Annotated in this window: 33 protein-coding genes; 30 read left to right on the top strand and 3 right to left on the bottom strand. The window is 51.2% G+C overall.

Going from position 1 to position 25,158, the window contains the following annotated elements:
* The first annotated feature begins 37 nt into the window (after positions 1-37).
* From AACH41_RS06610 to AACH41_RS06465, 30 genes are all read left to right on the top strand, one after another.
* The gene (locus tag AACH41_RS06610) at positions 38-571 is read left to right on the top strand and encodes a metal-dependent phosphohydrolase (protein ID WP_338657521.1); all 534 of its coding nucleotides are present in this window, start codon (positions 38-40) and stop codon (positions 569-571) included.
* Positions 572-725: 154 nt separating this feature from the next.
* Positions 726-1,046 (top strand): hypothetical protein, encoded by a 321-nt coding sequence (locus AACH41_RS06605; protein ID WP_338657520.1) that lies wholly within the window; start codon positions 726-728, stop codon positions 1,044-1,046.
* A 176-nt stretch (positions 1,047-1,222) separates the two neighbouring features.
* Positions 1,223-1,498: an HU family DNA-binding protein gene (locus AACH41_RS06600; RefSeq protein WP_338657519.1), complete on the top strand. Its 276-nt coding sequence runs from the start codon at positions 1,223-1,225 to the stop codon at positions 1,496-1,498.
* Between the two features lie 70 nt (positions 1,499-1,568).
* A complete protein-coding gene (locus AACH41_RS06595) occupies positions 1,569-2,156 on the top strand; it encodes a hypothetical protein (protein ID WP_338657518.1) in 588 nt (195 codons plus the stop codon).
* A 12-nt stretch (positions 2,157-2,168) separates the two neighbouring features.
* Positions 2,169-2,426, top strand: coding sequence for a hypothetical protein (locus tag AACH41_RS06590; protein ID WP_338657517.1), 258 nt, complete (start codon positions 2,169-2,171; stop codon positions 2,424-2,426).
* 9 nt (positions 2,427-2,435) lie between these two features.
* Complete coding sequence (locus tag AACH41_RS06585) at positions 2,436-2,819, top strand: hypothetical protein (protein WP_338657516.1); 384 nt, start codon at positions 2,436-2,438, stop codon at positions 2,817-2,819.
* On the top strand, positions 2,816-3,268 hold the full coding sequence (locus AACH41_RS06580; protein ID WP_338657515.1) for a regulatory protein GemA: 453 nt from the start codon (positions 2,816-2,818) through the stop codon (positions 3,266-3,268). The genes AACH41_RS06585 and AACH41_RS06580 overlap by 4 nt, the downstream gene beginning before the upstream one ends.
* 2 nt (positions 3,269-3,270) lie before the next feature.
* Positions 3,271-3,846, top strand: coding sequence for a hypothetical protein (locus AACH41_RS06575; RefSeq protein ID WP_338655695.1), 576 nt, complete (start codon positions 3,271-3,273; stop codon positions 3,844-3,846).
* Positions 3,847-4,067: 221 nt separating this feature from the next.
* Positions 4,068-5,045 carry a phage protease gene (locus AACH41_RS06570; protein WP_338657514.1) on the top strand — a complete coding sequence of 326 codons (978 nt, stop codon included), beginning with the start codon at positions 4,068-4,070 and terminating at the stop codon, positions 5,043-5,045.
* A 61-nt stretch (positions 5,046-5,106) separates the two neighbouring features.
* Positions 5,107-6,021, top strand: coding sequence for a Mu-like prophage major head subunit gpT family protein (locus AACH41_RS06565; protein ID WP_338657513.1), 915 nt, complete (start codon positions 5,107-5,109; stop codon positions 6,019-6,021).
* A gap of 61 nt (positions 6,022-6,082) precedes the next feature.
* Positions 6,083-6,757 carry a hypothetical protein gene (locus tag AACH41_RS06560; protein ID WP_338657512.1) on the top strand — a complete coding sequence of 225 codons (675 nt, stop codon included), beginning with the start codon at positions 6,083-6,085 and terminating at the stop codon, positions 6,755-6,757.
* A gap of 5 nt (positions 6,758-6,762) precedes the next feature.
* On the top strand, positions 6,763-7,263 hold the full coding sequence (locus AACH41_RS06555) for a phage protein Gp36 family protein (protein ID WP_338655688.1): 501 nt from the start codon (positions 6,763-6,765) through the stop codon (positions 7,261-7,263).
* Positions 7,263-7,739: a hypothetical protein gene (locus tag AACH41_RS06550; protein WP_338657511.1), complete on the top strand. Its 477-nt coding sequence runs from the start codon at positions 7,263-7,265 to the stop codon at positions 7,737-7,739. Before AACH41_RS06555 ends, AACH41_RS06550 begins: the two co-directional genes overlap by 1 nt.
* Positions 7,736-9,220, top strand: a complete 1,485-nt coding sequence (locus AACH41_RS06545; RefSeq protein WP_338655686.1) for a hypothetical protein — start codon at positions 7,736-7,738, stop codon at positions 9,218-9,220. The genes AACH41_RS06550 and AACH41_RS06545 overlap by 4 nt, the downstream gene beginning before the upstream one ends.
* Positions 9,221-9,276: 56 nt before the next feature.
* Positions 9,277-9,639 carry a phage tail tube protein gene (locus AACH41_RS06540; protein ID WP_338655685.1) on the top strand — a complete coding sequence of 121 codons (363 nt, stop codon included), beginning with the start codon at positions 9,277-9,279 and terminating at the stop codon, positions 9,637-9,639.
* A 2-nt stretch (positions 9,640-9,641) separates the two neighbouring features.
* Entirely contained in the window at positions 9,642-10,079 is a 438-nt protein-coding gene (locus AACH41_RS06535) for a hypothetical protein (protein ID WP_338655683.1), read from the top strand.
* A 9-nt stretch (positions 10,080-10,088) separates the two neighbouring features.
* Positions 10,089-11,912, top strand: coding sequence for a hypothetical protein (locus AACH41_RS06530; protein ID WP_338655681.1), 1,824 nt, complete (start codon positions 10,089-10,091; stop codon positions 11,910-11,912).
* Between the two features lie 9 nt (positions 11,913-11,921).
* Positions 11,922-12,140, top strand: a complete 219-nt coding sequence (locus tag AACH41_RS06525; RefSeq protein WP_338655679.1) for a hypothetical protein — start codon at positions 11,922-11,924, stop codon at positions 12,138-12,140.
* A 13-nt stretch (positions 12,141-12,153) separates the two neighbouring features.
* Positions 12,154-12,462, top strand: coding sequence for a phage tail assembly protein (locus AACH41_RS06520; protein WP_338655677.1), 309 nt, complete (start codon positions 12,154-12,156; stop codon positions 12,460-12,462).
* 231 nt (positions 12,463-12,693) lie between these two features.
* Positions 12,694-14,721 carry a phage tail tape measure protein gene (locus AACH41_RS06515; protein WP_338657510.1) on the top strand — a complete coding sequence of 676 codons (2,028 nt, stop codon included), beginning with the start codon at positions 12,694-12,696 and terminating at the stop codon, positions 14,719-14,721.
* The gene (locus AACH41_RS06510) at positions 14,718-15,875 is read left to right on the top strand and encodes a DNA circularization N-terminal domain-containing protein (RefSeq protein WP_338657509.1); all 1,158 of its coding nucleotides are present in this window, start codon (positions 14,718-14,720) and stop codon (positions 15,873-15,875) included. Before AACH41_RS06515 ends, AACH41_RS06510 begins: the two co-directional genes overlap by 4 nt.
* Positions 15,868-16,899, top strand: a complete 1,032-nt coding sequence (locus AACH41_RS06505) for a phage baseplate assembly protein (RefSeq protein ID WP_338655671.1) — start codon at positions 15,868-15,870, stop codon at positions 16,897-16,899. Before AACH41_RS06510 ends, AACH41_RS06505 begins: the two co-directional genes overlap by 8 nt.
* Positions 16,896-17,390 carry a phage baseplate assembly protein gene (locus AACH41_RS06500; RefSeq protein WP_338655670.1) on the top strand — a complete coding sequence of 165 codons (495 nt, stop codon included), beginning with the start codon at positions 16,896-16,898 and terminating at the stop codon, positions 17,388-17,390. The genes AACH41_RS06505 and AACH41_RS06500 overlap by 4 nt, the downstream gene beginning before the upstream one ends.
* Positions 17,391-17,861, top strand: coding sequence for a phage GP46 family protein (locus AACH41_RS06495; protein WP_338655669.1), 471 nt, complete (start codon positions 17,391-17,393; stop codon positions 17,859-17,861). It abuts the gene before it with no gap.
* Positions 17,861-18,904: a baseplate J/gp47 family protein gene (locus tag AACH41_RS06490; protein WP_338655667.1), complete on the top strand. Its 1,044-nt coding sequence runs from the start codon at positions 17,861-17,863 to the stop codon at positions 18,902-18,904. The genes AACH41_RS06495 and AACH41_RS06490 overlap by 1 nt, the downstream gene beginning before the upstream one ends.
* On the top strand, positions 18,901-19,479 hold the full coding sequence (locus AACH41_RS06485; protein WP_338655665.1) for a hypothetical protein: 579 nt from the start codon (positions 18,901-18,903) through the stop codon (positions 19,477-19,479). Before AACH41_RS06490 ends, AACH41_RS06485 begins: the two co-directional genes overlap by 4 nt.
* Positions 19,472-20,605, top strand: coding sequence for a hypothetical protein (locus AACH41_RS06480; protein WP_338655663.1), 1,134 nt, complete (start codon positions 19,472-19,474; stop codon positions 20,603-20,605). The genes AACH41_RS06485 and AACH41_RS06480 overlap by 8 nt, the downstream gene beginning before the upstream one ends.
* 8 nt (positions 20,606-20,613) lie before the next feature.
* On the top strand, positions 20,614-21,168 hold the full coding sequence (locus AACH41_RS06475) for a hypothetical protein (protein ID WP_338655661.1): 555 nt from the start codon (positions 20,614-20,616) through the stop codon (positions 21,166-21,168).
* A gap of 116 nt (positions 21,169-21,284) precedes the next feature.
* On the top strand, positions 21,285-21,467 hold the full coding sequence (locus AACH41_RS06470) for a Com family DNA-binding transcriptional regulator (RefSeq protein ID WP_338655659.1): 183 nt from the start codon (positions 21,285-21,287) through the stop codon (positions 21,465-21,467).
* 228 nt (positions 21,468-21,695) lie between these two features.
* A complete protein-coding gene (locus tag AACH41_RS06465) occupies positions 21,696-22,496 on the top strand; it encodes a DNA adenine methylase (RefSeq protein ID WP_338655657.1) in 801 nt (266 codons plus the stop codon).
* A 599-nt stretch (positions 22,497-23,095) separates the two neighbouring features.
* Here AACH41_RS06465 and AACH41_RS06460 read toward each other — a convergent pair.
* The 3 genes from AACH41_RS06460 to AACH41_RS06450 all read right to left on the bottom strand — a co-directional run bounded on the left by AACH41_RS06460 (position 23,096) and on the right by AACH41_RS06450 (position 25,133).
* Positions 23,096-23,464 (bottom strand): hypothetical protein, encoded by a 369-nt coding sequence (locus tag AACH41_RS06460; RefSeq protein ID WP_194746858.1) that lies wholly within the window; start codon positions 23,462-23,464, stop codon positions 23,096-23,098.
* Positions 23,465-23,601: 137 nt separating this feature from the next.
* Positions 23,602-24,366 carry an MBL fold metallo-hydrolase gene (locus tag AACH41_RS06455; protein ID WP_338657508.1) on the bottom strand — a complete coding sequence of 255 codons (765 nt, stop codon included), beginning with the start codon at positions 24,364-24,366 and terminating at the stop codon, positions 23,602-23,604.
* A complete protein-coding gene (locus AACH41_RS06450) occupies positions 24,357-25,133 on the bottom strand; it encodes a TatD family hydrolase (protein ID WP_338657507.1) in 777 nt (258 codons plus the stop codon). Before AACH41_RS06450 ends, AACH41_RS06455 begins: the two co-directional genes overlap by 10 nt.
* Positions 25,134-25,158: the final 25 nt, after the last annotated feature.

Here is a 25,158-nt window from a genome sequence, read left to right as displayed (position 1 = left end):
CCGCTGAAAAATTGATTGAGAAAGCAGGAGATCGTTTATGAGACCTGACATCCTCACGCAGTCCGGCATTTACTTTAACTTTCACCAGCCTGAGCCTTGGATGGTGAAGATTGAAGATATCGCCCACGGTTTAAGCCATGTGTGTCGTTTTGCAGGCCAGTGCCGCAAGTTTTACAGCGTGGCTGAGCACTCGGTTTATGTCAGCCTGGTTTTGCCACCACACTTGCAATTGTATGGCCTTTTACATGATGCCTCTGAGGCGTATGTGGGCGATGTGACTGCGCCATTAAAACGGCTGCTCATGAATTACAAGCTCATTGAAGACCGTGCGCAGAAGGCCATTCTTGACCGCTTTGGCTTGCTTGACATTCCACGGCCAGAAGTCAAAGAAGCTGACTTACGCATGTTGGCAACTGAGCAGGCGCAACTGATGCCCGCGCATGATGATGAATGGGCACTCATTGCTGGCATTAAGCCCTACAACAAAACAATCGAATGCATGCCACCTGAGCAGGCGCGCGGGTTCTTTATGCGTCGATTTGAGGAGCTGACAAATGGCGCTTTTAGCTGATCCTCGATTTTTCAATTACGTGTGCATTGCCCTGTATTTGATCAATGCCACTCGCTGGGCCTTTGAGCATAAGTGGGCAGATGTGAGCTATTGGCTATCGGCTTGCGCCATCACGGCCACGGTGACGTTTGGTTATAAGCATTAGGAGATAAGCATGAGTTCAAATAAACGCACAGTCTTGGTGACCATTGAAAAAGAGTTAGAGATCGAGTTCACCCCAACTGTTTTACACGATATGACTGAAGAGGAATACCTGACCGCATTTAGAGAGACCTTGTGGGATGTGGACTCAATGGATGATGTTTTTGAGTTTGCCGCAGAAATGGCAGCCAGATATGGATCAGGTATGCAGCATGATGGTTTGGGTCTAGTTGGTGAGCATTACATGACCTATCCAAGAGTGCCCGATGTGAAGTTTCGAATTTTGAATGAATCAATCGATACGGAAATAACTTCACCAGAACAGCCCAGCTAGGGTGGCACCACATAACCCTAGCAAGCCGCGATATTACGCTCACCTCCGGCAGAACTGGTTGCGAGTTTGCCGCAACACAGGATAGGCGCGGCTGTCCCCCGTGAGGCTGGGACTGAGTACATAACAAGTGTGCTCAGCAGCACCCTTACAAACGACATTTAAAAGGACTTTAAAACATGAATAAACAACAATTAGTAGAAGCGGTTTCATTACTGGCTAACACATCAAAAGCAGATACCACCAAGGTGCTGGACGCGCTGGTCCCTGTGATTACTGACACACTTAAAAATGGCGATGAAGTGAGACTGCATGGCCTGGGCACACTAAAGGTGAAGCTGCGCAAAGGCCGCACTGGCCGTAACCCGCGCACTGGTCAGCCAATTGAAATTGCCGCTAAAAAAGTAGTGGTGATCTCAGTGTTTCCATCACTGGAAGACGCAGTTAACGCTTAAGGCCAAACCCTCATTTAGATCACTTTGCCAGCGGTGGCAAAGTGATCTGCAAGATGGTTAGGAGACATAAATGACTGTGGCGGTACTGTTTGCAAGAGCAGATAGCAATTACAAGCAATTGCCAGATGTTGAGGTTTTCGACATCGAGCGTGATGCACGTACCTATGACGGTCCGTGGCCTGTGGTTGCGCACCCGCCTTGCCGAGGCTGGGGCCGTTTGCGTCGCTTTGCAAAGGTGCGGCCAGACGAACGCAATCTGGCCAGGCTGGGCGTTTCTTTGGTGCGTGCATATGGCGGCGTGCTTGAACACCCTAAAGGCAGCACATTATGGGCTGATCAACAATTGCCAGCGCCAGGTGAAGTTGATCAATACGGTGGCTGGACGCACGCAATATCACAGCACTGGTTTGGTCATCGAGCAGAAAAGTTAACCCTGCTCTATATCGTCGGTGTTCAGCCGGCTGAAGTGCCGCCAGTGCCAATGCTGTTGGGGGGGGCGACACACGTGATTGCCCAGCACAGGACCCTGAAAGATGGCAGCAGATTGGTTAAAGGTATGCCAGGCTGGCGGCCAGAAGTCACCAAAGCAGAGCGCGAACATACACCGCCAGCACTTGCAGCCTGGCTGGTTGAGATAGCTAGGCAATGTAAGAGATAGAGAGGGACTTGCATGATACAGGCTGAAATTATCGAGTGGATTGACCCAAAAGTTAAAAAGCCAGAAGCGCTTGGCGAGACTTATCTTTGTGTATTGAGAGAGGGTAACGCGCTTGAGTGGACGCACAAACGCCCCGTCATGTGTGAATTTGGTGCAATACCTGGCAAGCCGGTTTTTACCGGATTTGACCATTGGGCTTGTGAGAATGTGTCAGTTGATGAGGATGTGTTGTGGTGGGCAGAGTTGCCAGAAATACCAGAGCAAGTTTAGGAGGCAAGCATGAGTGTAAAAACAGTACCAGTACCAAAAAAATCATTTTTAAAAGCATTCGATATGAGTATCGGTAGTTGCCGAGGTGAATGCACATGTGGTCGTCAATTCTTTAATGATGACGGCACCTGGGATTGGGGTGAGGGTGAGCTGGAGAGTTTGAGGGCAGATAAAAGTGCTACTGAATTGCCATATGCAGTCTCATTTGTTCAGTTTGAAGACAATCAATATGTTTACGACTGCGATTGTTGGCATGTTAGAGCAAATCAGATTCAAGCATTCATAGATTCTCATCTTCGCGAAATATCAAATTATATCAACGCTGAGATAATCGAAATAAATCAGCATGCAAGGCATATGCAGACTTTAATGGTGAAGGATTTTCAGCAGTGACTGACCTGATCAAACACTACCGCCAGCTGCTCGGCATTGCCAAAGGCTGGGCTACAGCCAATCTAGCAGGCTGGTGCGATGACTTGCATCGCGACCTTCTGGCACGCCATGGTGCGGTTGAAATTGATGGCCGTGTGAGCGCCAGCAGCATGAACATGCCACAGCTGGCCTCTGCGCTGGATGATTACGAGCGTCGTGGCTGGCCGCGCAGCCGTACCTTTAGTGCCAAGGGCAAGCAGGCACCGGCAAAGGTCACGCCGCAAATCTCGCAGATCGTGAAACTTTGGGGCAACCTGGACAAAGCGGGCAAGCTTAAGAACCCCAGCCGCGCTGGCATGCTTGGCTTTTGTGGCCACCACGTAAAACGCGAGATCACCAAGCTGGATGATCTGACCACTGGCGAGTGCCAGAGCATCATTGAAGCGCTCAAGGCTTGGAGCCGCAGATAGCCATGGCTGACTTGCACTGGCCCCCCATAGACGAAGAGGCTTTGCAGCCATTGCCGCCCGTGTTGCGCGCAATGGTCAAGGCCCTCGGCTTTGGCCGTGCTATTGTGTTTTTGCAGGAGTATGGCGGCATCCCATTCACTCTGCCAAAACTCAAAGATAACAAAATGGGCCTCATGCCCGATGAGCTGGCCCGCCTGCGCATCACACTTAAGCAGCACCTCGATGCTGATAACAGGATTGCCTTGCCAAAGGCAGATAAGTTGCTGGCCTACGTGCGCGATCAGGAGATCACAAAGCACAAGGATACCGAGAGCATTGTGCTGCAGGCGCGGAAGTATCACTTAACCACGCGACATGTGCTCAATATTCGAGGGCAGCATCGTATTGCTGAAAAAAACGCCAGCAGTTACAAACGCAACCTTTCACTCACTAAAGCAGAAATAGAGGCATTGTTGCGACTGACCTACCAGGCAGCAGCCACTGAGGGTGGTAATGTGTATGCAAACCTGGTGCATAAGCTCGACAAAGTAAATGCTCAAATTGATAGTTTTACCGGTGCTCAGTTCGATTTGTTTTAAAATAGGCACTTGTACCCGATTGAATACCTATTAAAAACCCGTTTAATTCGCGCCAAAAACGTTTAATACCTCTAGGCCAGTATCATTATGGCCTGCCTCCCCTTAAAACGCCTCTAATCGCGTTAAATACGATTCACCCCTCCCAGTCCTAGCGAAACATTTCGCGCCTGTATCCGTTTGAGTGCCCTTGAGACAATGCAATTGTCGTTAAGGAGTAATTAATGGATAGAAATCTTGGGTTAGGCATTTTGACTTTTGACGTGGCAACCAATGCCACGGACATGCAGATTTTGCCTGCCCAAGACTTTCGTGCTGACGATGGCCGCCCTGAAGAGGTGGACAGCTGGAAGATTAATGGCGTGATTGCCCAAAAGCTGATCGCCAAACTGGCCGCCCGTAAAAATGACCTGCTGATTGACTACGAACATCAGTCCCTGCGTGCTGCACTCAATGGCCAGCCTGTGATTGCCGCTGGCTGGTTTAAGCAGATGGAGTGGCGCGAAGGCTCAGGCATGTGGTTGAAGCAAGTTGACCTTACCACTCGTGCAAAAGGCATGATCAGCAATAAAGAGGTGCGCTACACCTCGCCTGTTTTTGTTTACGACAAAAAAACGGGAGAAATTCTCGAAATCGTTTCCGTGGCCCTGACCAATACTCCTGCTGTGGACGGCATGCAAGATATCGCCGCGCTCACAGCCAACTATTTAAACAACATCAACCCGTTGGGAGATACACAAATGGATCAAAAAGATATTGCAGCACTCAGCACGCAAGTGACCAGTTTGACAGCACAAGTGGCCGCATTGACCACGGAGCGCGATGAGCAAAAAGCCAAGGTAACCGCCTTAACTGCCGAACGTGATGCGCTGCAAACAAAGGTTGCAGATATTGAAGCCAAAGCGAAAGCAGAAGCCGAGGCTGCCGAAAAAAAGCAACACGCCGATTTGTTACAGACTGCACTGAGTGACGGACGCCTGGCACCCAAACAAAAAACCTGGGCTGAAGGTTTAACCCTTGCTGCATTGACCAGTTACCTGGAAACAGCGCCAGTGATTTTAGACGGAAAGCTGCAACATGATCCTAAGCATGAAGGCGGCACTGGTGAGCACGGGTTGACTGAGGTTGAGCTGGCGATGTGCACACGCATGGCGATTAAGCCCGAAGACTTTGCCAAAACAAAAGCTGATTTGAGCAAGTAAGTTTGCTGACTCAGGTTGTACAGATTTTTGATGCCAATTTTTGAAATCTAAGGAGATTTAAATGGCTGTTACACAGATTACCGCAGCAGTGCTTGCTGCTTTTAACACCACGGTTGTGACTGCATTCCGTAATGGTTTACAGCTGGGTAAAGAAGACTGGAAAGAAATTGCCAAGCAGATTCCAAGTGGTGGTTCCAGCAATACCTATGCATGGCTGACTCAGTTCCCGGCGTTTCGAGAATGGGTAGGTGGTCGATTGCACAAAACGGCAGCTGAGCGTGCTTACAGTGTGGATAACCGACTGTTTGAAGCCACCATGGATGTTCGTCGAATTGACTTTGATGACAACAACCTGGGTATGTACTCAGGTGTGGCAGAAGGCTATGGCCAGTCTGTTATTGATCTGAAAAACGACCTTGTATTTAGCGGAATCAAAGGCGGTCTGACCAACATTTGTTATGACGGCCAATACTTCTTTGACACTGACCACCCCGTATACCCGAATGAAGATGGCACTGGCACGGCTGTGCAAGTAAGCAACTATCAAACTGGTACAGGTGAACTGTGGGTGTTGTTATGCACCGAGCGTGCACCAAAACCATTTTATCTGCAGGAGCGTGATGCCCCTGAGTTTGTTGGCAAAACAAACCCTAATAACTCTGACCTGGTATTTGAGCAAGACAAGTTCAGCTGGGGTGCGCGTTGGCGCGGCAACTTTGCCTTTGGTTTCTGGCAGCTGGCTTATGGCAGCAAGCAAGCGTTTAGTGAAGATAACTTCAATGCAGCTTATAACGCCATGATGCAGTTTAAGGGTGACGGTAACCGTCCACTCAATATCACCCCTGATGTATTGGTGGTTGGTCCGGCTAACCGTGTGGCCGCCGAGAAGCTGATTCTGGCGAAGACATTGCCAAACGGTGCAGACAACCCCCTGTATCAACGCGTCAAGCTGGTGGTGACCCCACTGATTGCTTAATCAGCCTTAAAGGTCTGCCAGGCAGACCTTTACTGCCCATCAATTTAACAAGGATTAAATCATGGCTAAAAATTTATATGTGCGGGTTAAACCTAAGTCTCAAAGCGAAGAGTTTTTCCGCTGTGGTCATCTGCACACGTCAAAGTGGGTGTTGCATGAAGGCTTGGACGAAGCCACCGCCGAGCGCTTGCAAACCGAGCAAATGCTGGAAACCAGCGAAGAGAAGCCAGAGGGCTTTGACGACCAGGTGGAAGCAACGCCAGCCAGTGAAGCTGCTGCTGGCAGCGCTCTCACACCAGACGCTGAAACCGGTCTGATCGGCTCTAGCCTTTTGCCAAGCGTCATCCGTTATGTGAGCGGTTTTGAAATCACACTGGGTGATTTGGTGCAAGAAGTGCATTCCGCCAGTGGTTTGTCTGTGGGTGACTGGAACGGCTTGGCTGACCAGGCACGCGAAACGCTGCTGCAGGTGTATGTGGATCAGTTGAATAAACGCCACGAAGATATGGCCGCGCTGTTTAAAGACTTGAAAGATGTCGAAACTGTTCGCGATGCACTGCAGGCTAAGGTCAACGAGCTTGATAGCCAGGTCGGCAAATTGCAAGGCGAAGTGACTACATTGGAGTCTGAGTTGAAAAAGGCTCAGGGAGAATTGATCGCTGCCAATGAAAAGCTGGCTGCAACCGCTCAGCCAGCTGCAGAGGCCAAAACCACCACAAAAACCAAGGCTAAGTAAGCATCATGCCATTCGCCACCCGCACCGATCTGCTCAAACTGACTAAGGTAGATAAGTTGGCCCAGCTCGCTGTGCCAGCCGACATGCCAATGCCAGAGGGGGAGATTTTGCGGGTGGCGCTGGAAGGCGGTGACCTTAACCAGTTCACCGAGTTTGACCGTGACTTGATTGCGCTGGCGCTGACGAATATTGACCAGGCATTGACCGATGCCACGGCGGCTGTGGTTGCCTACGGCATCGCTGAGGCGGATGCCAACCCGTTGATTGCACGCATGACGGCCCGAGTGGCGTTTTACATGCTGGCCGATGCTCAGGAAAGCGTGAGCGAAGAATTGATGACTAGCTACAACGCGGTGATCAAGCAGCTGCAGATGCATGCACGTGGCGAGATCAACCTCACGCCGAGCAGTACAGCCCCGGTGATTGAGGGCGATGTGATTGAGATCACCAGCAACCCGAGCCGCTATATCCCTAACGGTTCTGGCGCTGATTGGGACACCTGGTAATGCTGAGTATTGCGCCAGTCATCACGCTGCTAAAAGCACCCACCACAAAGGTGGATAAATGGTTTAGGCATGTGGGCAATGACTACAGCTATGCCAACCTGGACCCAAACAATGTGCCGACGCCATCAGCTTATGTGTTGCCAGCACGTGAAACCGTGACCGCATCTGGCGAAAACGACGACACGCTGGACATTAGCTTTGATGTAGTGATCGCCGTTGATCGGCCAGTAAGCAGAGATGACGATGAAGCCGATGAACACCTGCGCAAATACCGCCGAGAGGTGTATCGGCGCTTGCGTGGTAAGCGGCTTGAGGCTGGTTTAAAGCCGCTTAAATATGTTGGTGGTCGCATCTTGCGCACCACAAAAAAGGATGTGATGTGGGTGGAAACCTACAAGTTTACAGGCTCGGTGGATGCCTATCTGGACAACCCGCCGAACTTTGAAAGTGTTGACTATAAAGGAGTCACTCCATGAATTATTCATTTAATTTTATCCCCGAATCTATCCGGATGCCGGGGTCTTATATCGAGTTTGACCCTTCCCAGGCTGGGCTTGGCGATGACATGCCTGCGGTGTTGATTGTCGGGCAAAAACTCGCAGCAGGCACTGCCCCAGCTGGTGAAATTACCCAGGTGAGCAGTGTTGAAGATGCCATGGTTAAAGCCGGTGGCCGCTCGATGCTCGCGGATATGGTGCGAGATTACCGCAGACGTGACCAGGTGCTTGATCTGTTTATTTTGCCATTGGCAGATAACTCTGCTGGCACCGCTGCCACAGCCACCATTGTAGTGAATAGCCCGGCCACGGCTGACGGCACATTGTCGCTGTATATCGATGGTCAAGAGGTCTCGGTGGGTATTACCTCAACCATGACCACTGCGCAAATTGCTGCAGCCATTGCCGCAGCTGTAGGCACCGAGGCCATTGCCGCACTGACAGAGGGCAATAATATCCCCTGTGATGCCGCCGCAGCAGCATCTACCGTCACGCTCACAGCGTTGCATAAAGGCACCTGCGGCAACAATATCGATGTGCGCCTGAATTTATACCAGGAGCGCACGCCAACTGGTTTGAGCCTCACCATCAACGGCTTTGCAGGTGGTGCCGGTGACCCGAACACCCCTGATTTAAATGTCTTGCTTGAGCCTCGCTACTTTAAATATGTGGCGCTGGGGATTAACAACCTTGCAACGTTTACCGCCTGGCACAGCGTTGTTAAAACCCGCTTGCAACCAGAAAACCAAGAGTACACACAGATTTTTAGTGCCTACCGTGGCGACTATGCGTCTGCTTACAGCTTCGGCGGCAGCCTCAATTTTGAGTTGCTCAGTGTGCTAAGCCTGGGCATTAACCCGACCAGCACCTGGCGTGCTGCGGCTATGTATGCCGCAGCGTGTGCACCCAAGCTTTACAGCAGCCCGCAAGAGAGCCTAGAAGGCCGCGAGCTGACTGGCATGGTGGGTGTCAATTATCACATCTGGCGTGATGCCAACAGCCTGCTGTTTAAGGGCATGAGCATTATGAACATAGCGCAAGACGGCACCTGCACGATTCTGCGCCCGATCAGCACCTATCAAAAGCGCTCAGATGGTAGCGCTGATGATAGCTATTTGGACATCAACACGCTGGCGATTTTGGACAAAACCCGTCGCCTGCAACGTAACGAGGCGCGCAAGTGGATTGGTTATTCAGCCGCCGCATCCGCTGAGGGCTTTAAGCCTGGCTTGAAAATTGTCACCAAAGACAGCGTCAAGGCCATGTTGCTGAGCCTCTATAAAAACGATCTGCAATATGAATACGGCCTGGTGCAAAACTACGACTTTTACAAGTCGACCTTGCAAGTTGAACAGGACCCGACAAATCCAAGCCGCTTTAACTTTGTTGACCAGCCGGTATTGGTATCGCCTTACTACATGTTGACGGGCCGCAACCAGTTCCGCAAGGTGGCTGATTAAGCAGGCTTTAAAGCCAGTTTGACGATTGTTTAAACAGTTTTTGAAAGGACACTCACATGTCTAGTTTGATGAATATCCGCACCGTGGTGATCCCCAGCATTGGGAAACTGCCACTGGCTGAAGACCCTGGCACATTTACGCCCAGCGGCTTTATGCGAAACAACAAAAACGGCCGCTTGCCAGAAGATGGCGGCTACATGCAAAGCAACCAGTCGGCACAGCTTGAATGCAACATCAACCTCAAGCCGGGGCTGGATGTGGTGGCGATCAATGCCGTGGCCAATGAAGATATTGTGGTCACGCTTGAAGATGGCCAGGTGCACATGATGAGCGGTGCAGCTTGTATGGCACCGGTGGCGATTGGCAATGGTGAGAGCCGCATCACATTCACCAGCCCCACCAGCGAGCGCATTGGCTAACCATGCAGCAGCTCACTATCAAACGCGGCGATACCTTTTATGCCGAGTGCCAGCTCGTTGATGAGTTTGGCGCGGGTGCACCGATCACCGGCATGGTGGTCAGCGCCCGTTTGGTAGACCGTGGCGGCAATGTCGCCAAGACGCTTGCCACGCAAGTGCTCAATGATAACGAGGGCAAGTTTGCTCTCAGCAAGTTTGAAACAACCACCATCCCCGCAGCGCTCTACACCCTAGAGATCAATTACTCGATCAACGGCGCAACCGTCACCAGCACCGCTTTTGAGCTGATGGTAAGCAAGGCAGTGATTAAAGAACCGGTGCGCTTTGCGCAAGTTGGCTCAGTCATCGGCAATACCCGTGTGGTGATCACCGTGCCTGCGACTGATATCGAGATCAATGTATGGTCAAGCAGCTGGGATGTGCAGTGGGCGAATGATTAGGAGTAAAAAATGCAAAGTCAGATTGATCCAGAACTGCCAGAAGAAACCAGCGGCCCGAATATCGGCAAGATTCTAGTCTCACGCCTGCGCCAGGCATTGGGATTTGCACGTGATGAGAGTACCGCACATGGGAACGCGATTGAAGAGTTGACCGAAGCTCTCGCCAACAAGCTTGATTCTTCCGATGCAACGGGCTTCGCAACGGCTGCTCAGGGGCTGAAGGCTGATAACGCTGTGCAACCGTCCGAACTGATGCAATTTGATAACTCAATACCTGGCAAGGTGCGATCTGCGATTTTGACTGGGATTGAATTTACTGTTAATGCGGCTATTACGGCAGCAGATTCAGTCCTAGTTGCGCTGGGTAAATTGCAGAAACAGATCACAGATCACCTAGCAGACTCAAAGGGGCATCTAAATGCCATGCAAAAGGGTAATTCAAATATCGCAGGCACTGCTGGCCTAAGCGCATCCGGTTCTTTGATTGCTTTGGATGGATCGGATACTGGCGCTATGACATTAAAAGAACTAAAAAAGGCTTTTGATGCAGGCAGGTTTTTTGGTCCGCCGCGCGCACTATTAGCGTCTCGCAATAATCGCCCGAATACCTCGCGTCGGCAAATGACATATACGCCATCAGGTCAGCCTACCAGTGGCAAGCGGCGCATGTTGACCTATCAATATCACGTTATTGGATCAGGTGATAGAAAGACTCTGCAAGTTATCATTGATAATTTCTTCTTTGACGGAAACGCAACTGGCGGGCAAGGCGTAGCAACTGGAAATGCTATAACTGTATGTTCTGTGAGCGCCCAAATCGCAGTTGCAAACTCACCGATTATTAATTTCACCAAAGGTGGGCTGTCAACATGGACAGTAGCAAATGGCGAAAAAGAGTCTATAACCGATGAGATGCTGGGCAATTTCCCTAATGGGACAGCATATATGGTACGTGTCGAAATCGAAGTTGATTATAACCAATACGTACCGTGCATGGAGGTCGCGGATACATCCAACGCACTTACCGCTACTTTATACGACCCAGCAATTAATACCTGGAATAAAAACTCAACTTCATATCAGTGGGGGCCGAGCTGGTCTACCGGCACGGCTGGTAATACTACCAACGTGATTGGTATGGGTGTACAACTGGTCGGTAAATTTGCAGATTCGGTGGTCGGTGAACCGATGGTACTCTGTGGATTTTTTGATAGTATCGGTCAAAATGGACATGATGGTACAGGGCAAACGTCGTACTTTTATAGACTGTTGCAGCAGTATGGCATCGCAGGCGGTAGCGTCGGACGTATCGGTGGGCAGAGCGATATTGTCACAGCAAATGCGTACGGTACTTACCTTGTCAAATATAGCAATTGCGGTATGGAAGAATTCGGGACTAATACTGTCAGTGGCACTGAAACACTGGCTCAGTTGCAAGCTCGATGCCTTGCAACTTGGGCTGCAATTCGTGCTGCCGTGCTACCAGCACCGAAAAACAATCCTTACTTTTTATTTCGGACTTATCTGTTACTTAATACAAACTCTGGCAATACCGCACCAGCATCGGCTAAATGGAATGCTGGCGGGATGGTCGAGCTTTTTAACGCATGGTTGGAAACAGTCAAGGGAACGCCAACAGGCCCGGACTATGTGATCGACCCAAGCATTGGGTCGGGAGGCTCATTGAGAAAATCGACATCCGGTAAAGGCACTCTGAACAGCGATTACTACTTGTGGGGTGCAGGATTGACACTTGAGGGCCTTCACGTTGCCAGCCCTGGCGCAACAATTGCCGCTGCAAACGTCAACGCTCAATTGCCATCATATAGTTAGGGGACTCAAATGGATATAAATACACAAGTAATCTTTAATCAAGCACCAGATGCTGAGCCTGTTTGTCTTATGATGCAATTTCCAGCAATGATTACAGCTATTGATTCTGATAATAGCGCCGATTTGACAGTTTGGAGACCTGATGGGCAGATGGTCTTTAAAAAGGGCGTGCCCCTCAAAAAGATTGACGATGATAGTCAAGCCGAAACATGGTCTTTGGTTGAATAAAAGTGAGCAATATATGATCCAACACTCCCTAAAACACCCCATCGTTATCAGTGAAAACAAAACCATCACTGAGGTAAAAATTAAAGAGTTTCCTACCGCTGAGGATTACCTGGCATTCGACATGCCAGGCCGCAATGCGCAACTGATAGCGCTGGTGGCAAGTATGACTACGCAAGATGAATCGATCATCAAGAAAATGCACGGTGATGACTACAAAGAGCTTTCACTGATCTGCGACAAGATGGCTTACCCTGAGTTTTATGCCGCTGAAAAACCTGCAGAAGCTAAGGCGGCTGCAGAAAAAAAAGAGCAAGAGTCTTGATGGCAGTGAGCCTGGTGGCTCGCGGCTTGCATCAAGACATAGACACTGTTCTCACATGGCCGATCAACAAGCTCTTTACGTTTGCGAGTATTGCTGCCGAGTTTGAGGGAAGGAAGTTTAAATAGGGGCTTAGGCCCCTTTTTTATTGTCTGCCGTTTGTAGCGAAACATTTCCCGTCTCTTCACGCCCCACGCGCGCGCGTAAGCTGTGCCTTATCTCTCAAGGCCAGCCATGAATACCCAAACCGTTAACCTCAAGATTGTTTTAAACCGTGGTGACACCATCCCCGGTTTACGCCAGATTGGCAATGAGAGCGCTGCAATCTCGCAACGTGTAAGCCGTGCCCAGGTGCAGGCAAACAATGAGATCACCCGCAGCTATGAGCGGCTGCAGATTGATGTGGTTGCCGGTGCTCGCCGCACTGCCCAGGCTCGCGAGATGTTGGGCATTCGCTCTGAAAATATCATCCGTAGTGAAATAAACCGTACCCGCGAAGCGTATGACCAGATGTTTAAGTCAGGCGCTTTTAATGCGCGTGAGCTTGCGCGTGCTTATGAGTCTATGCAGCGTAAGGTGCGGGATCTGAATGCTGAGCTGCGCACCGGGGCAACCCTGCAAAGCAAAATGCAAACAGCGCTCACAATGGGTGCGGCAGCTGGTGCTGGTGCATACGTGGTGGGCCGTTACGCTAACCAAGCGATGAGCTTTGATGAGCGCCTGGCATTGATGGCAAACACGGCTTTTGCCGAGCGTAATGTACCTGGCCGCCGTGCGGGCATGGCAGAGCTTGAGGCGGTGATTAATCGCTCTGTGCGTTCTGGTGTGGGGGGTGGCACCCGTGAGCAAGCTGCCGAGGCGCTCGATGCCATGATTGCCCGCAACGTTCTGGGCCGTGAGCGCTCGATGCAGTTTTTGCCTACTGTGATGCGCACTGCAGCAGGCTCTGGCGCACAACCGACTGACATTGCCAATTTGAGCAGTGTTCTGGTGGGACAGCGCATTGTTGGCAATAACGATCAATTAAAAACCGCGCTCAATATGATCACGGCGGCAGGCCAGGCTGGCGGCTTCGAGATTAAAGACATGGCTAAGTGGCTAAGCCAGCAACTGCCGCTTGCGCAAAAGTCTGGCCTCATGGGGCTGGATGGCCTGCAGAAGGTGCTGACCATGAATCAGGCCGCGATTTTGACGGCCGGTACCACTGATGAAGCCGGTAACAATGTGCGTAACCTGCTCGCGAAACTTAATAGCAGCGATACGGCAAAAGACTTTGAAAAACAAGGCCGGGGTGACCTGGCTAAGTTCCTCATGGATCAGCGCGTAAAAGGCGTGGATGCGGTAGATGCCTGGATGGGTGTGATTGACCAGGAAGCCGCCAAAAACCCACAAATGAAAACCATGCTGGCACAGCTTAAAACCACTAACGATAAAGGCCAGCAAAAGCAGCTGATTGACTCATTGGCGGCGATCTCTGAGGGGACTGTGGTTGGCAAGTATTTTCAAGACATGCAGGCAACTGGCGCGTTACTGGGTTTGCGCAATAAGCCTATTGTGGACCAGGTCAATGCGGCCATTGGGCAAAACCGTACCGTCACTGGCGTCAACGATGTCAACTATGCACTGATGGAAACCACCGCCAGCGCACAACTGCGGGCGGCCCAGCAGGCGAAAGATGCTGCGACTAAAGAAGCAATGGACGGCCTAACCCCTGCCATTGGTAAAGTCGCCAGCCAGTTTGAAAACCTTGCAGAAAAAAATCCTTTGCTTACAGGGGCCACTGTGGTGGCGACTGGTGCAATCACAGCCATGGGGACGGCTGCCGGATTGGCTGCATTTGCGCTTAGAAACACTGCCGGGGGATCTGGTATGCCAGGCATGCCGCTGGCTTTTAAACGTCCAGGTGTTGGCACCATGGCGGCTTATGCGGCCGGTGCTGGCTTGAGTTATGTCGCCAGCCAGGATAACTCTGTGGTGGGTCGCTATGGCGGCTCTGCAATTAATGGTGCCATGTTTGGCGCATCAGTTGGCTCTGTTGTGCCATTTATCGGTACCGCTGCTGGTGCTGCAGTTGGTGGTGGCGCTGGTTTGCTCTATGAGTATTTAAACCAGCCAAACAAAACAACTCAGGAGCCTGCCAAGGTTGAAACCACCGTGCGGGTAGAGTTGGCCGATGGACTCAAAGCCACGCACCAGACCTCGGATAAAAAAGGACCAGTGAGCGCATGGGTTGAGACTGGCTCAGTTTGGGGGCACCCATGAGTTGGTTGGAGAGATTGCCCAAGGGCAAGTGGCGCGGGTTTGAGTTTTTAACCGATAGCCACGACAGCACTGAGGGTCGCCGTCTGGTAGTGCATCAATACCCACGTCGGGATCAACCAGACGTTGAGGATATGGGTCTGGATGCCCGCAGCTGGAAGATCAACGCCTATTTTATCGGGCCGGATTATGACCTTGAGGCCAACGGCTTTTTAGACAAGCTGCGCCAGCCAGGCGGCGAGTGGCTGACACATCCTTATCTTGGTGATTTGTGGGTGCGCGCCTTTAAGTGGTCACGCTCTGAGCGTGTTGAAGAGGGTGGGTTCTGCCGCATCAGTATCGATTTTCTACCAGGTGGCAGCCAGCCTTTTGAGCCTACAGTTGATAAGGTAGACGTGGCGATCAGCCGCGTGCGCGAGACACAAACCGTGATCGCCGAACAGTTTGATCTGCAGCCGATGACTGGCAGTGTGTTTGATGACCTGGTGGCAGACGTGCAAAGCAAGCTCGATGTGATGCGCAAGGCGATTGCCATGGCGACGCTGCCATTGAGCAAAGCCAACCAGGTGTTAACCATCATCAATGGCATTAAAACCGATGTGCGCACCTTGTTGGGCTTGCCGCAGCAATATGCCAACACGCTGGCGAGCTTTGCCAATGTGCTCGCGTTTTTGGATAGCCCGGACGATGACTTGACCGTGCCGGTGCGTGTGCGGGCCGTCACGCGCTTGACCAGCACGGTAACCAACCCGCCAGCATTTGCCAGCAACAGCACACAAACCGCTGCGCTGATTGCAAACAATGCCGCCGAGCAGGATCTGCGCAACCAGCTGCTGCTCACCTCGGCGGCTGGGCTGGCGATTACCACTTATCAAGATGCTGAGACGCGTGACCGCGTGCTGCAGGCGCTGCTCGATGGCATTGATAGCGTGCTGAATAATGCCAAGCCAGATGTGTTTAATGCGCTGCTCGATATGCGGGCGGCATTGATCGATGCCTTGCTTGACCAGGACTTGAGCAATTACCAGACCAGGCAGGTGGTTAACTTTATGCCTGCCTGTGTGCTGGCGCACCAGCTCGATATCATTGAGGCTGACTTTGTGCAGCTCAATGGTGTAGCGCACCCTCTATTCGTAGCGGGGACAGTCCGTGGATAATGTCGTCGCCCTTAAATTCAACGGCCTGCAGTTTGATGACTGGCAGGAGGTCAATATCCGCCAGAGCATTGACGAGCTGGTCACCCAGGTGCAGCTCGGCTTTGCCCGGCCAGGCACCGGCACCCCGTTTCCTATCGACGTCAACACAGTGGCGCAGGTCTTGATCAATAACCAACTGATCAGCACCGTGCGCACCGATAGCGCCCCCCGCCGCATTACTGAAAACAGCCACAGCAACCAGTTTATGGGCCGAAGCCTCGGCCGTGAGTTGGTGGACACACAATACAGCGCCACCTATAAAAACCTCACAGTTAGCGAGATTGTGAAACGCATTTGCACGCTGTTTAAAGTGCCTTTGACGCCTTTTCAAAGCACAGCGCTGGTGCCTGATTTTTCCATGCAGTCTGAAAGCCCAGCCAATGCTATTGTCAATGCTGCACGCACCGCTAACCTGCTGATTTACCCAACGCCAGAAGGTGGGCTGGTGATGGCTGAGCCGGACAATAACCCGCCGGTGGCCACGCTGGAAATGGGCAAGCAGATTAAGGCGCTGGTGATTAATGATGACTATCGCCAGAGGTTTAGCGAGTACCTGGTCAAGAGCTTTGATTACGGCGCTAATACGGCGCGCAGGGGTACGGTTAAGGATGAGGGCCTGACGTTTTTCCGGCCTATGCATGTGATTGCTGACCGCATGGGTAACAGCCTGGGCGCATTGCAGCGTCGCGCAGAAATGGAGCGCAACCGCAGACTGGCACGTGCGCATAGCCTGGTGGTGACAGTGGTCGGCTGGGGCTATGAGCAAAACGGGATCTGGCACCCTTGGCAGCTCAACACACAAGTGCGTGCGGTGGTGACTGATGAGGGCATTGATCAAACCCTGCTGATCAGCGACATCGAGCTGACTCAAGATGACCGCTCCGGGACGCTTGCCACGTTGACGCTGGTGCACCGAAATGCGTTTGTCGGCCAGCCACCGACAGTGAAAAAGAAAAGCGCTGCAGCGAGAAAGGCAAGACGATGATTGCCCATGTTTGGCGGCGGCTGCAGTTGATGATAGCGCAAGGCATAGGCCTACGCGTAAGTACGCATACCGTGCAAATTAAGTGCCTTGATGGTGAGGTGCTGGACAACATTGACCGTATTCAACCTTATGGATTTTCATATCGCCCGCACAGCGGACATCAGGCTTATGAGGTCTTTCCATCGGGTGATCGCTCACATGGGTTTTGTCTGATTGCTGGTGATCGTCGTTATACCTTAGAGCTTCAAGATGGCGAAGTCGCGCTGCATGACGACCAAGGCCAAATGGTCAAGATGGAGCGTGATCAGATGTTGATCAGCTCACCAAAAAAAATCCGCTTTGAGTCCCCAGACATTGAAATTGTCGCCAGCGAGCGCTTTGCATTTCAAACCAACGGCCACGGGCAAGAGTGGCTGCCAACCAAGATCAACACCTGGCAAATTGGCGAAGAGCCAGGCGAAGCGCACCCGATATCGCCCCCGGAGTTTTAAATGCTCAAACTCGTACAAACTGAATATGGCCATTTTGACTTGGCCGTGATTGAAGCCACTGAGGATACGGGTAAAGCACGCGCAAAAACTGCAGTGTATGCCGCGTTATTCACTGACCAGATCGCCCCTGAAGACCGTGTAGAGGATGGTGAAAACCGTCGCGGTTGGTGGTTTGATGAAAACCTCGGCACTGGCCTGTGGTATGTGCGACGCCAGGCACTGACCGAGTCAGCCAAGCGCGAAACCATGCGCATGATCCGCGAGGCACTGGTAAATACAGAAGGCATGACCGATATCGCAGTGACTGAGCTGAGTGACCAGCGAAACGTTTCGCTACTCGTGCTCGATATTCGTGGCGCATATGATGGGGTCAACTTCTACACCGAGTTTAAGAGTAATTTAATCCCTCGCGCCCAGGTGCCTTTAAGCAATACCTGGGATGTGCAGTGGGATATTGAATGGGCTGATTAATGGCATATATTGCACCAACTTTTGCAGCACTTAAAGCGCGCATCGAGCAAGACTTGAGCGCGCTTGTGCCTATGTTGAGGTTGGCGCTTGCAGTTGTGTTTTCTAAGGCTGTGAGCAGCTTGCATGTGCATCTTGAGTGGATCGACCAGCAATGCTCGCCGCTAACTTGTAGCCTTGAGCGCCTTTATGATTGGGCGGTGCTTTACGGCGTCACGCGGCTCGATGCCACTTTTGCCACCGGCCAAATTGCCGTCACCGGCAATGTGGGTGCCTTTGTTTTATTAGATGAATTATTGCGGGCAGACAATGGCTTGGATTATGCAGTGACGGCTGCCGTTGAGTTAACCAGTGGCGTTAACCTGGTCTCAATTAAATGTACCACTGCTGGCCTGGCTGGCAATTTAAGCGCGGGTAGCAAGCTCACCTTTGTTGAGCTGCAGGCAGGGGTTGATAGTGAGACCACTGTGGATGCCAATGGCATCACAGGCGGGGCAGCGCAAGAAGACGTAGAAACATGGCGCGCCCGCGTGGTGGATGAATGGCAAGTGGTCACCGAGTATGGTGGCCGCAGTGGTAAAAACCGCGATTATGTGGCTTGGGCTAAAAAGGCGCACCCTTCAGTGACTGGTGCATTGGTTTACCGCAATATTTTAGGCATTGGCACGATACTGGTCCGGCCAATTTGTAATGGCTTAGAAGGCAGGTTGCCGACGACGGCGATTATGGATGCCATTGCCGCCAAGTTTTTAGAGCTAGCCCCGGCCGGTGCTGATTGGCGTTTAGCCTTGCCTCTGCAACAGCTTGTGACCGTCAATTTAACACTCAATCCGGCCGTGGACAGCGAAGCCAACCGTGCCTTAATCACCAATGCTATCAATAACTTGATATTGGCTGAAAACTCTGAAACCAGCGTGATATATCAAGCAGAACTTGATGCAGCCATTGCCAGTGTGACTACGCAATACACCCGCAATGCCCCATTAGACGATATCACTGTCAACAGCGGTTCTGTGTTTATTCTTAACGCGGTGGTGTTCTCATGAAGCTGCGCTTTCACACCGTGCGAGACTATGCAAATGCAATGCTTAATTTGTTGCTAGAGGGTGCCGCATGGCGTTGGCCTGTTGATGGCCTGGGCGACAAGATATTTCAGGCGTTTGCAGTTGAGCTGCTGCGCATTGAGTTGATCTGCCAGCAAGTGCTTGATCGCGCCATCACGCTACATACACCAGCCCCTAACAGCTACACCTTGGCTGATTATCAGGCAGTGGCTGATGCCGCTGCTGCGCAATTTTCTGAAACGCTCCCACGCCAAGCCAGCCGTGCTGGCCGTGCACGTGCCGGGCAGCGTTTGTGGTCATCTGCTGCTGAGGGTAGCACCTGGCCGATAGCCAAGGTAAAAGTGGCGCATTTGCAAGGACCTAGCATTGTCGGTAAATCAAGAGCAGGCCAGCGCCTCATGGGTGAGCGATCACGCTATGTGTTGCGTGTGTGGTATTACGCTGGCGTGGTTAACCCGGACGTGATTGCCGCTGCACTCAACGATTTTAAACAGTCTCATATGGTGCTCTTCTTTGAAGATATCACCACCAACGCGGGGAATAAATACTATGCATAGAGTTGATGGGCCGGGCAACGTTGCCGGGCATTGGGTGGCGGAAGACCCTGAAAACAATATTCCAGGCACGCAGATTACAGAAGACATCATGGAGGCTCTTCAGGAGGAGGTGTGCGCTGTTATTGAGTCTCGCGGTAAGGTGCTCAACAAATCCAACAACAATCAGTTGCTGGAAAGCATCATGGAGATTGCCTCTGGGGCTGACCTGATTGCCAGATATGCCACTATCGGCAATATCTCTTTAACTGGTGCAGCAGTACAGGCTGGCGGCGACTGGCCTGCTGTCTTGCCCAATGGCACCATTGTTCTGGTCCGGGCGCAGACTATTCCGCAAGATAATGGCCCCTATGTGGTCAATGCCACTGGTGCCTGGTCACGCCTCAATACTTTCGACAGCAGTGCCGAGATCTCACCAGGCAAGACAATCAAAGTCACCGAGGGTGTGACCCTTGCAGACTCGATATGGATGCTTGTAACAGATGCGCCGATTGTCCTGAATAGTACAGCTTTAGTTTTTGAGCGTAAGGATGCTGCCTCTGGCGTTAAATATTTTGCAAGTGGCACCGCATTGCCATCATCAAACATCGGCCCGATCTGGCATGACGATTACAACTCAATCATGACGTGGCAGGCATTCACAGCAAATGGCGCAGCCTACACGGGTTATGCCTCTGTGCTAGTTGGCAGTTTGCTCTTGGATGCACAGCCGACTCCAAGAACCGGCTACGTTAAAAACGGTACGTCCAACTTAAATCGCACTACATACGCAGCCTTGAGGGGCTGGGCTATGCATAACGGTGTCATGGTCGCCCTCGGAGTTTGGTCGGCCGGCATGATTGCAGTGGCTGACAATGGCGACGGAACAACCTTCAGAATTTATGATGTACGTGGTGAGTTCCCTCGCTTTTGGGATGATGGTCGTGGTGTTGATTCTGGGCGTGTTTGGGGTAGCGGTCAGGCGGATATGTTAAAAGCCCACGATCACCCTGGCGGCACCTCGCCATATACGGGTGGTTACGTTAATGCAAGTGGTACAGGTCCTAATGGATATAACAACGTTGGATCGACTGGCGGTTCAGAAACCCGACCCAGAAACGTGGCTATGCTTGGCGCTGTTAAATTTTAGGAATCATAATGGAAACCAAAATCGTACACAACTATTCACCAGAAGCCCCTCACATCTACCTTGGGTCTCAAGTTTGTTATAAAACGTCTTTAGACCCGGACACCTGGCAGTGGACTGGAAGCGCTTTGGAAAATGCCCCGCCAGCAACTGGCGAAAATAACATTGCAGCAGCTAATGCTGATTTCACTGATTGGGTCGTGATCGCTAATTACGTTGGCTTTAAGTATTGGTTAGCCGATGGATCAGAGTATGAAATTACTGAATATGGTGTTAGCCCACCAGCGGATGCATTGACCGAAAAACCGGTCCAGTACAAACCTCCCAAAACTGTGTTTACTTCATTAGAGTTTCTGGACAAATTTACAGAGTCTGAGCAACTTGCGGTTGTTGAAGCAACGATGACTAACGCAGCGGTAAAACTTTGGTATGACAGATTATTAGCTGCCAGCTTTTTGGATTTGGCAGACATCAGAATCCCGGATGGTTTGAATGCGCTTGTATCCGCTGGCCTGCTTGAGGCTTCAAGAGTGGCTGAAATCATGACGCCAGAGGTACAAAACTAAAAACAGGGCGAGTGATCTGACGGCGGCAACCGCCAGACCACCCGTCTCACCGTAAACCAGGTACGGATCAACCAAGACCCTGCGCCACTAGCGGCCGGGTCATTATAGGTGACCGTATGATTAACACAAAAGGAAAAAAGACCGATTTACGTTGTAACAACTGCGCAAAGAAGCTGGCCGAAGGTGAGGCCGTTTTATTGAGCATTAAATGTCCGCGATGTGGGCATGTGAATGAATTTAGTAATGCACCCCGAGAGAGGGGCGTGTGTGAGCTGTTAGCACATAATCCAGAGCATTGAGGATGATATTGGTGCCGAGGTAGCCCCATAAAGAATTGCCAGGCTGGATCATCACGGACTGGACACCTGTCGAATATATGCCCGCTGCAGGGCTGATGCGCGACTCGCCGGACGAGAGTAACCGGCAAAGAACACTAGGACGGGCAAGGCCTGCTGCAACCTTGTCGCCGCATCCGTAAGCGGCTCAAACATCGAGCGTCATGAACGCCTTTTAAACAAGGATTAATCATGGCGCAACCCTCTTTAAAAACTCGAAAGTCTCCCTTAGCCTGGGTGGGAGGAAAAAGCAAACTCACCGGCACCATCATCCCTTTAATCCCTGACCATAAATGTTATGTAGAGGTGTTTGCAGGTGCCGCGTGGGTATTGTTTCGTAAAGAGCCTAGCAAGGTTGAAGTGATCAACGATATCAATGGCGACCTGATCACCTTGTATCGAGTATTGCAGCACCATCTTGAAGAGTTTGTGCGGTATTTTAAATGGTCACTCATCAGCCGCGATGAGTTTGAGCGCCAATTGCAAGTGGCACCGCACACCCTGACTGACATACAACGCTCTGCACGTTTTTACTATCTGGTCAGGACAGCCTTTGGCGCGAAAGCAGTAAACCAGTCTTTCGGTGTGGCCAACAGCACACCGCCCAGGCTCAACTTCAACCGCATAGCCGAAGACCTCACCGAGGCACATTTAAGGCTTAGCCGGGTCACTATTGAGAACCTGGACTATGAGCAGCTGATCACTCGATACGATGGCGAGCACGTGTTTTTTTATATCGATCCGCCGTACTGGGACAATGAGACCGACTATGGCAAAGGCTTATTCAATAAATGTGACTTCACTACCCTAAGAGACAAGCTGGCCAGCGCCAAAGGTAAGTGGATGGTTAGCATCAATAACGTGCCACAGATACGTGAGTTGTTTGCAGGCTTCCACATCAGCGAAGTTAAAACGTCATACAGCATCGCCAGCAAGGGCAGCAAGCCTATGACCGAACTCTTGATCACCAACTATGATTTGCCACGCCGATAAAATTAAACCCGCTTTGAAGCGGGTTTGTATGTTGTTCAAATGGTATTTAATCGCCTTTTATTCGCATCCAGTATTCAATGCATTATGGGTGTTTATTCGCATCCTATAATCAAGCGCTATCTGTCCGAAAATCAAAGCCGCTGTACTGAATGAGCTGAAAATTAACAACCATGGTGAGTACTCAGTTTCTGGTCATGGATGGAAAGCCATCAGTGATTATGAAGAGACCGACAGAAGGGTATCTGCAGACAGTAGAATTCAATGGGCTCTTATATTTCTTTCGGCTGCAGTAGTGCTGCTTACAGCCGGCCAGGCTGATGTAATCAAATTTAGGACGGTCTGGGACTTTCGAACAATCGATGAGAAAAAAGCTCAAGAACCTAAAAAAACTGTCACTCAAATTAATAATTACTACCAGACTGAGCCGTCCAATGCGCAAATTGTAAAGAAACCAGCCACGATCAAAAGTAAATAAAATCGCTGCTCAATTTAGCGGCATGGCATTACAACATAAACCTCGCATAATCATTACTTGTTAATGGAAAAATAAAAAAGCCCCGGGTCTGCCGAGGCTTTTTTTAATCCAGCAACTGAATTGCCTAGCGATTATTAAAGAACCCAATATTCATCACTCTGTCATTCACAAACGTGACTTCGGTTTCTTTGTAGGTGTTCTTTTTGTCGTATTTGACCAGGTTTTTGTAGTACCACATCTCAACCTGTACAGGTTTTGAGCTGTCTTGTTGCTTGCCGATGCCTGCGATCATGCTGTTGGCGTTGGTGGGCTTGACGGATTGCTGTTTTTTAAAGGGTTGGCCGAGTTTTTCGAGCACCACTTTTTTGGATTTTCCGCTAAAGCCGTTGATAAAGTCGTTTTCATCGTAGGTTTTGCCTGCCAGTGCGCTGGTTGCAGCCAGAGCAAGTGTGGCGGTAACCAAGGCGGTCATAAGATGGGTGTATACCTTCATGTTTACTTCCTGTTATCCAAAATCAAATTACTGAATTATTGTTTTGTGCAAGTATAACTGTTTATGTCTGGCTTTGGTTGACCTGGCTAATCGGCCAGTTGGCTTCAGTGCAAGATTTAAAGCCCTTGGTGCACCGTTTAAAAATCAAGTTGCATGCCGTCATAACCGACCTGGACATTGTCAGGCACCCTGGCTTGCAGGGCCTGGTATTCAAGCTCATGGGTCATGTGAATGAGCACATTGCGCTTGGCGCCTATGCGCTCAATCAAGGCCAGTGATTGCTCAACGTTGACATGCGTGGGATGCGGTTTTTCGCGCAGGCAATCTATGAGCAACACGTCTACCCCTTGCAGCAAGGCATACGCGCTTTCCGGGATCTCGGAGACATCGGTCATGTAGACAAAGTTAGCGATACGGTAGGCGTAGATGCGGATTTTGCCGTGCATGATGGGGATGGGAATAATCTGCTGACCAGCCGCTTCAAACGGGCCCTCGACGGTATATGCAGCCAAAACGGGCAAGTCCCAGTAAGTGGGGATGGGGTCACGCAGCGTGTAGCCAAACTTTTCCTGAATATGGGTAATCGCCTCGGGATAACTGTAAAGCGGAATCTGGCAGCGGTTGATCTGGCAAAATGCGCGTAAATCATCAATGCCGTGCAGGTGATCTGCATGGGTGTGAGTGTACAGCACGGCATCCACCCTGCGCATCTGTTGGCGCAAAGCTTGCAGGCGCAAGTCTGGCGAGGTGTCTATGAGGATCACCCGGCCGTCATCCAGTGTGACCATACTGGAGCAACGTGTGCGCTTGTTGCGCGTATCGGTCGAGCTGCAGGTGGCGCATTGGCAGCCGATCGCGGGCGTGCCAGCGCTGGAGCCTACGCCTAGTATTGTCAGTTGCATGGCTGGGCGTGCTTGAACAGTTTAAAAAAGTTAGCGGTGGTTGCGTCCATGATCTGCTGTAATGGCTGCTCGCGCAGGCGCGCAATTTCCTCTGCCACATGCCGCACATAAGCGGGCTGATTGGTTTTGCCCCTGAACGGGATAGGCGCTAGATAGGGGGAATCGGTTTCGACCAACATGGATGCCAGCGGCACTTTTTGCGCGACATCTTTGAGCGCCTGGGCATTTTTAAACGTCACGATGCCAGAAAACGAGATATAAAAACCCATGGCAATCGCGGCCTGGGCCACCTCCCAGCTTTCTGTAAAGCAGTGCATAACGCCCCCAACCTCGGCCGCGCCCTCCTCCTGCATAATCTTGATAGTATCCTCGGCCGCATTACGGGTATGGATGATCAAGGGTTTACCCGTCTGCCTTGCCGCCCGGATATGCGTTCTGAAGCGCTCGCGCTGCCAGGACAAATCACCAGTTAAACGGAAGTAATCCAGTCCGGTTTCGCCAATCGCCACCACGCGTGGATGATTGGCCAGTTCAACCAGGCCTTGTACGGTAGGCTCGGTGATGTCCTCGTAATCAGGATGCACGCCGACTGAGGCATAAATGTTGGGATACTGCTCGGCAATGGCAAGTACTTCGGGGAATTTATCCAGCGTGACCGAGACGCACAAGGCATGCCCCACCTGGTTGCTGCGCATGCTCTCCAATACTTGATCCATGTTCTGGACCAGCTCGGGAAAATTCAGGTGGCAATGGGAATCTACTAACATATTCTTTCTGTCTGCGTGCTAATCA

This window comes from Methylophilus sp. DW102 (assembly GCF_037076555.1).
Classification (GTDB): domain Bacteria; phylum Pseudomonadota; class Gammaproteobacteria; order Burkholderiales; family Methylophilaceae; genus Methylophilus; species Methylophilus glucosoxydans.
The sequence above is the reverse complement of the archived record's forward strand: the minus strand, read 5'-3'. Positions and strand labels throughout refer to the sequence as shown.

Bases quoted from the DNA above. Each gene is read 5' to 3' on its own strand.
- AACH41_RS06595 (WP_338657518.1), top strand. From the start codon at position 1,569: ATGACTGTGGCGGTACTGTTTGCAAGAGCAGATAGCAATTACAAGCAA.
- AACH41_RS06545 (WP_338655686.1), top strand. From the start codon at position 7,736: ATGAATTATTCATTTAATTTTATCCCCGAATCTATCCGGATGCCGGGG.
- AACH41_RS06480 (WP_338655663.1), top strand. From the start codon at position 19,472: ATGCATAGAGTTGATGGGCCGGGCAACGTTGCCGGGCATTGGGTGGCG.
- AACH41_RS06485 (WP_338655665.1), top strand. From the start codon at position 18,901: ATGAAGCTGCGCTTTCACACCGTGCGAGACTATGCAAATGCAATGCTT.
- AACH41_RS06515 (WP_338657510.1), top strand. From the start codon at position 12,694: ATGAATACCCAAACCGTTAACCTCAAGATTGTTTTAAACCGTGGTGAC.
- AACH41_RS06460 (WP_194746858.1), bottom strand. From the start codon at position 23,464: ATGAAGGTATACACCCATCTTATGACCGCCTTGGTTACCGCCACACTT.
- AACH41_RS06530 (WP_338655681.1), top strand. From the start codon at position 10,089: ATGCAAAGTCAGATTGATCCAGAACTGCCAGAAGAAACCAGCGGCCCG.
- AACH41_RS06605 (WP_338657520.1), top strand. From the start codon at position 726: ATGAGTTCAAATAAACGCACAGTCTTGGTGACCATTGAAAAAGAGTTA.
- AACH41_RS06555 (WP_338655688.1), top strand. From the start codon at position 6,763: ATGCCATTCGCCACCCGCACCGATCTGCTCAAACTGACTAAGGTAGAT.
- AACH41_RS06500 (WP_338655670.1), top strand. From the start codon at position 16,896: ATGATTGCCCATGTTTGGCGGCGGCTGCAGTTGATGATAGCGCAAGGC.
- AACH41_RS06565 (WP_338657513.1), top strand. From the start codon at position 5,107: ATGGCTGTTACACAGATTACCGCAGCAGTGCTTGCTGCTTTTAACACC.
- AACH41_RS06610 (WP_338657521.1), top strand. From the start codon at position 38: ATGAGACCTGACATCCTCACGCAGTCCGGCATTTACTTTAACTTTCAC.
- AACH41_RS06450 (WP_338657507.1), bottom strand. From the start codon at position 25,133: ATGTTAGTAGATTCCCATTGCCACCTGAATTTTCCCGAGCTGGTCCAG.
- AACH41_RS06520 (WP_338655677.1), top strand. From the start codon at position 12,154: ATGATCCAACACTCCCTAAAACACCCCATCGTTATCAGTGAAAACAAA.
- AACH41_RS06575 (WP_338655695.1), top strand. From the start codon at position 3,271: ATGGCTGACTTGCACTGGCCCCCCATAGACGAAGAGGCTTTGCAGCCA.
- AACH41_RS06455 (WP_338657508.1), bottom strand. From the start codon at position 24,366: ATGCAACTGACAATACTAGGCGTAGGCTCCAGCGCTGGCACGCCCGCG.
- AACH41_RS06495 (WP_338655669.1), top strand. From the start codon at position 17,391: ATGCTCAAACTCGTACAAACTGAATATGGCCATTTTGACTTGGCCGTG.
- AACH41_RS06550 (WP_338657511.1), top strand. From the start codon at position 7,263: ATGCTGAGTATTGCGCCAGTCATCACGCTGCTAAAAGCACCCACCACA.
- AACH41_RS06490 (WP_338655667.1), top strand. From the start codon at position 17,861: ATGGCATATATTGCACCAACTTTTGCAGCACTTAAAGCGCGCATCGAG.
- AACH41_RS06525 (WP_338655679.1), top strand. From the start codon at position 11,922: ATGGATATAAATACACAAGTAATCTTTAATCAAGCACCAGATGCTGAG.
- AACH41_RS06570 (WP_338657514.1), top strand. From the start codon at position 4,068: ATGGATAGAAATCTTGGGTTAGGCATTTTGACTTTTGACGTGGCAACC.
- AACH41_RS06475 (WP_338655661.1), top strand. From the start codon at position 20,614: ATGGAAACCAAAATCGTACACAACTATTCACCAGAAGCCCCTCACATC.
- AACH41_RS06470 (WP_338655659.1), top strand. From the start codon at position 21,285: ATGATTAACACAAAAGGAAAAAAGACCGATTTACGTTGTAACAACTGC.
- AACH41_RS06535 (WP_338655683.1), top strand. From the start codon at position 9,642: ATGCAGCAGCTCACTATCAAACGCGGCGATACCTTTTATGCCGAGTGC.
- AACH41_RS06510 (WP_338657509.1), top strand. From the start codon at position 14,718: ATGAGTTGGTTGGAGAGATTGCCCAAGGGCAAGTGGCGCGGGTTTGAG.
- AACH41_RS06560 (WP_338657512.1), top strand. From the start codon at position 6,083: ATGGCTAAAAATTTATATGTGCGGGTTAAACCTAAGTCTCAAAGCGAA.
- AACH41_RS06465 (WP_338655657.1), top strand. From the start codon at position 21,696: ATGGCGCAACCCTCTTTAAAAACTCGAAAGTCTCCCTTAGCCTGGGTG.
- AACH41_RS06585 (WP_338657516.1), top strand. From the start codon at position 2,436: ATGAGTGTAAAAACAGTACCAGTACCAAAAAAATCATTTTTAAAAGCA.
- AACH41_RS06600 (WP_338657519.1), top strand. From the start codon at position 1,223: ATGAATAAACAACAATTAGTAGAAGCGGTTTCATTACTGGCTAACACA.
- AACH41_RS06540 (WP_338655685.1), top strand. From the start codon at position 9,277: ATGTCTAGTTTGATGAATATCCGCACCGTGGTGATCCCCAGCATTGGG.
- AACH41_RS06590 (WP_338657517.1), top strand. From the start codon at position 2,169: ATGATACAGGCTGAAATTATCGAGTGGATTGACCCAAAAGTTAAAAAG.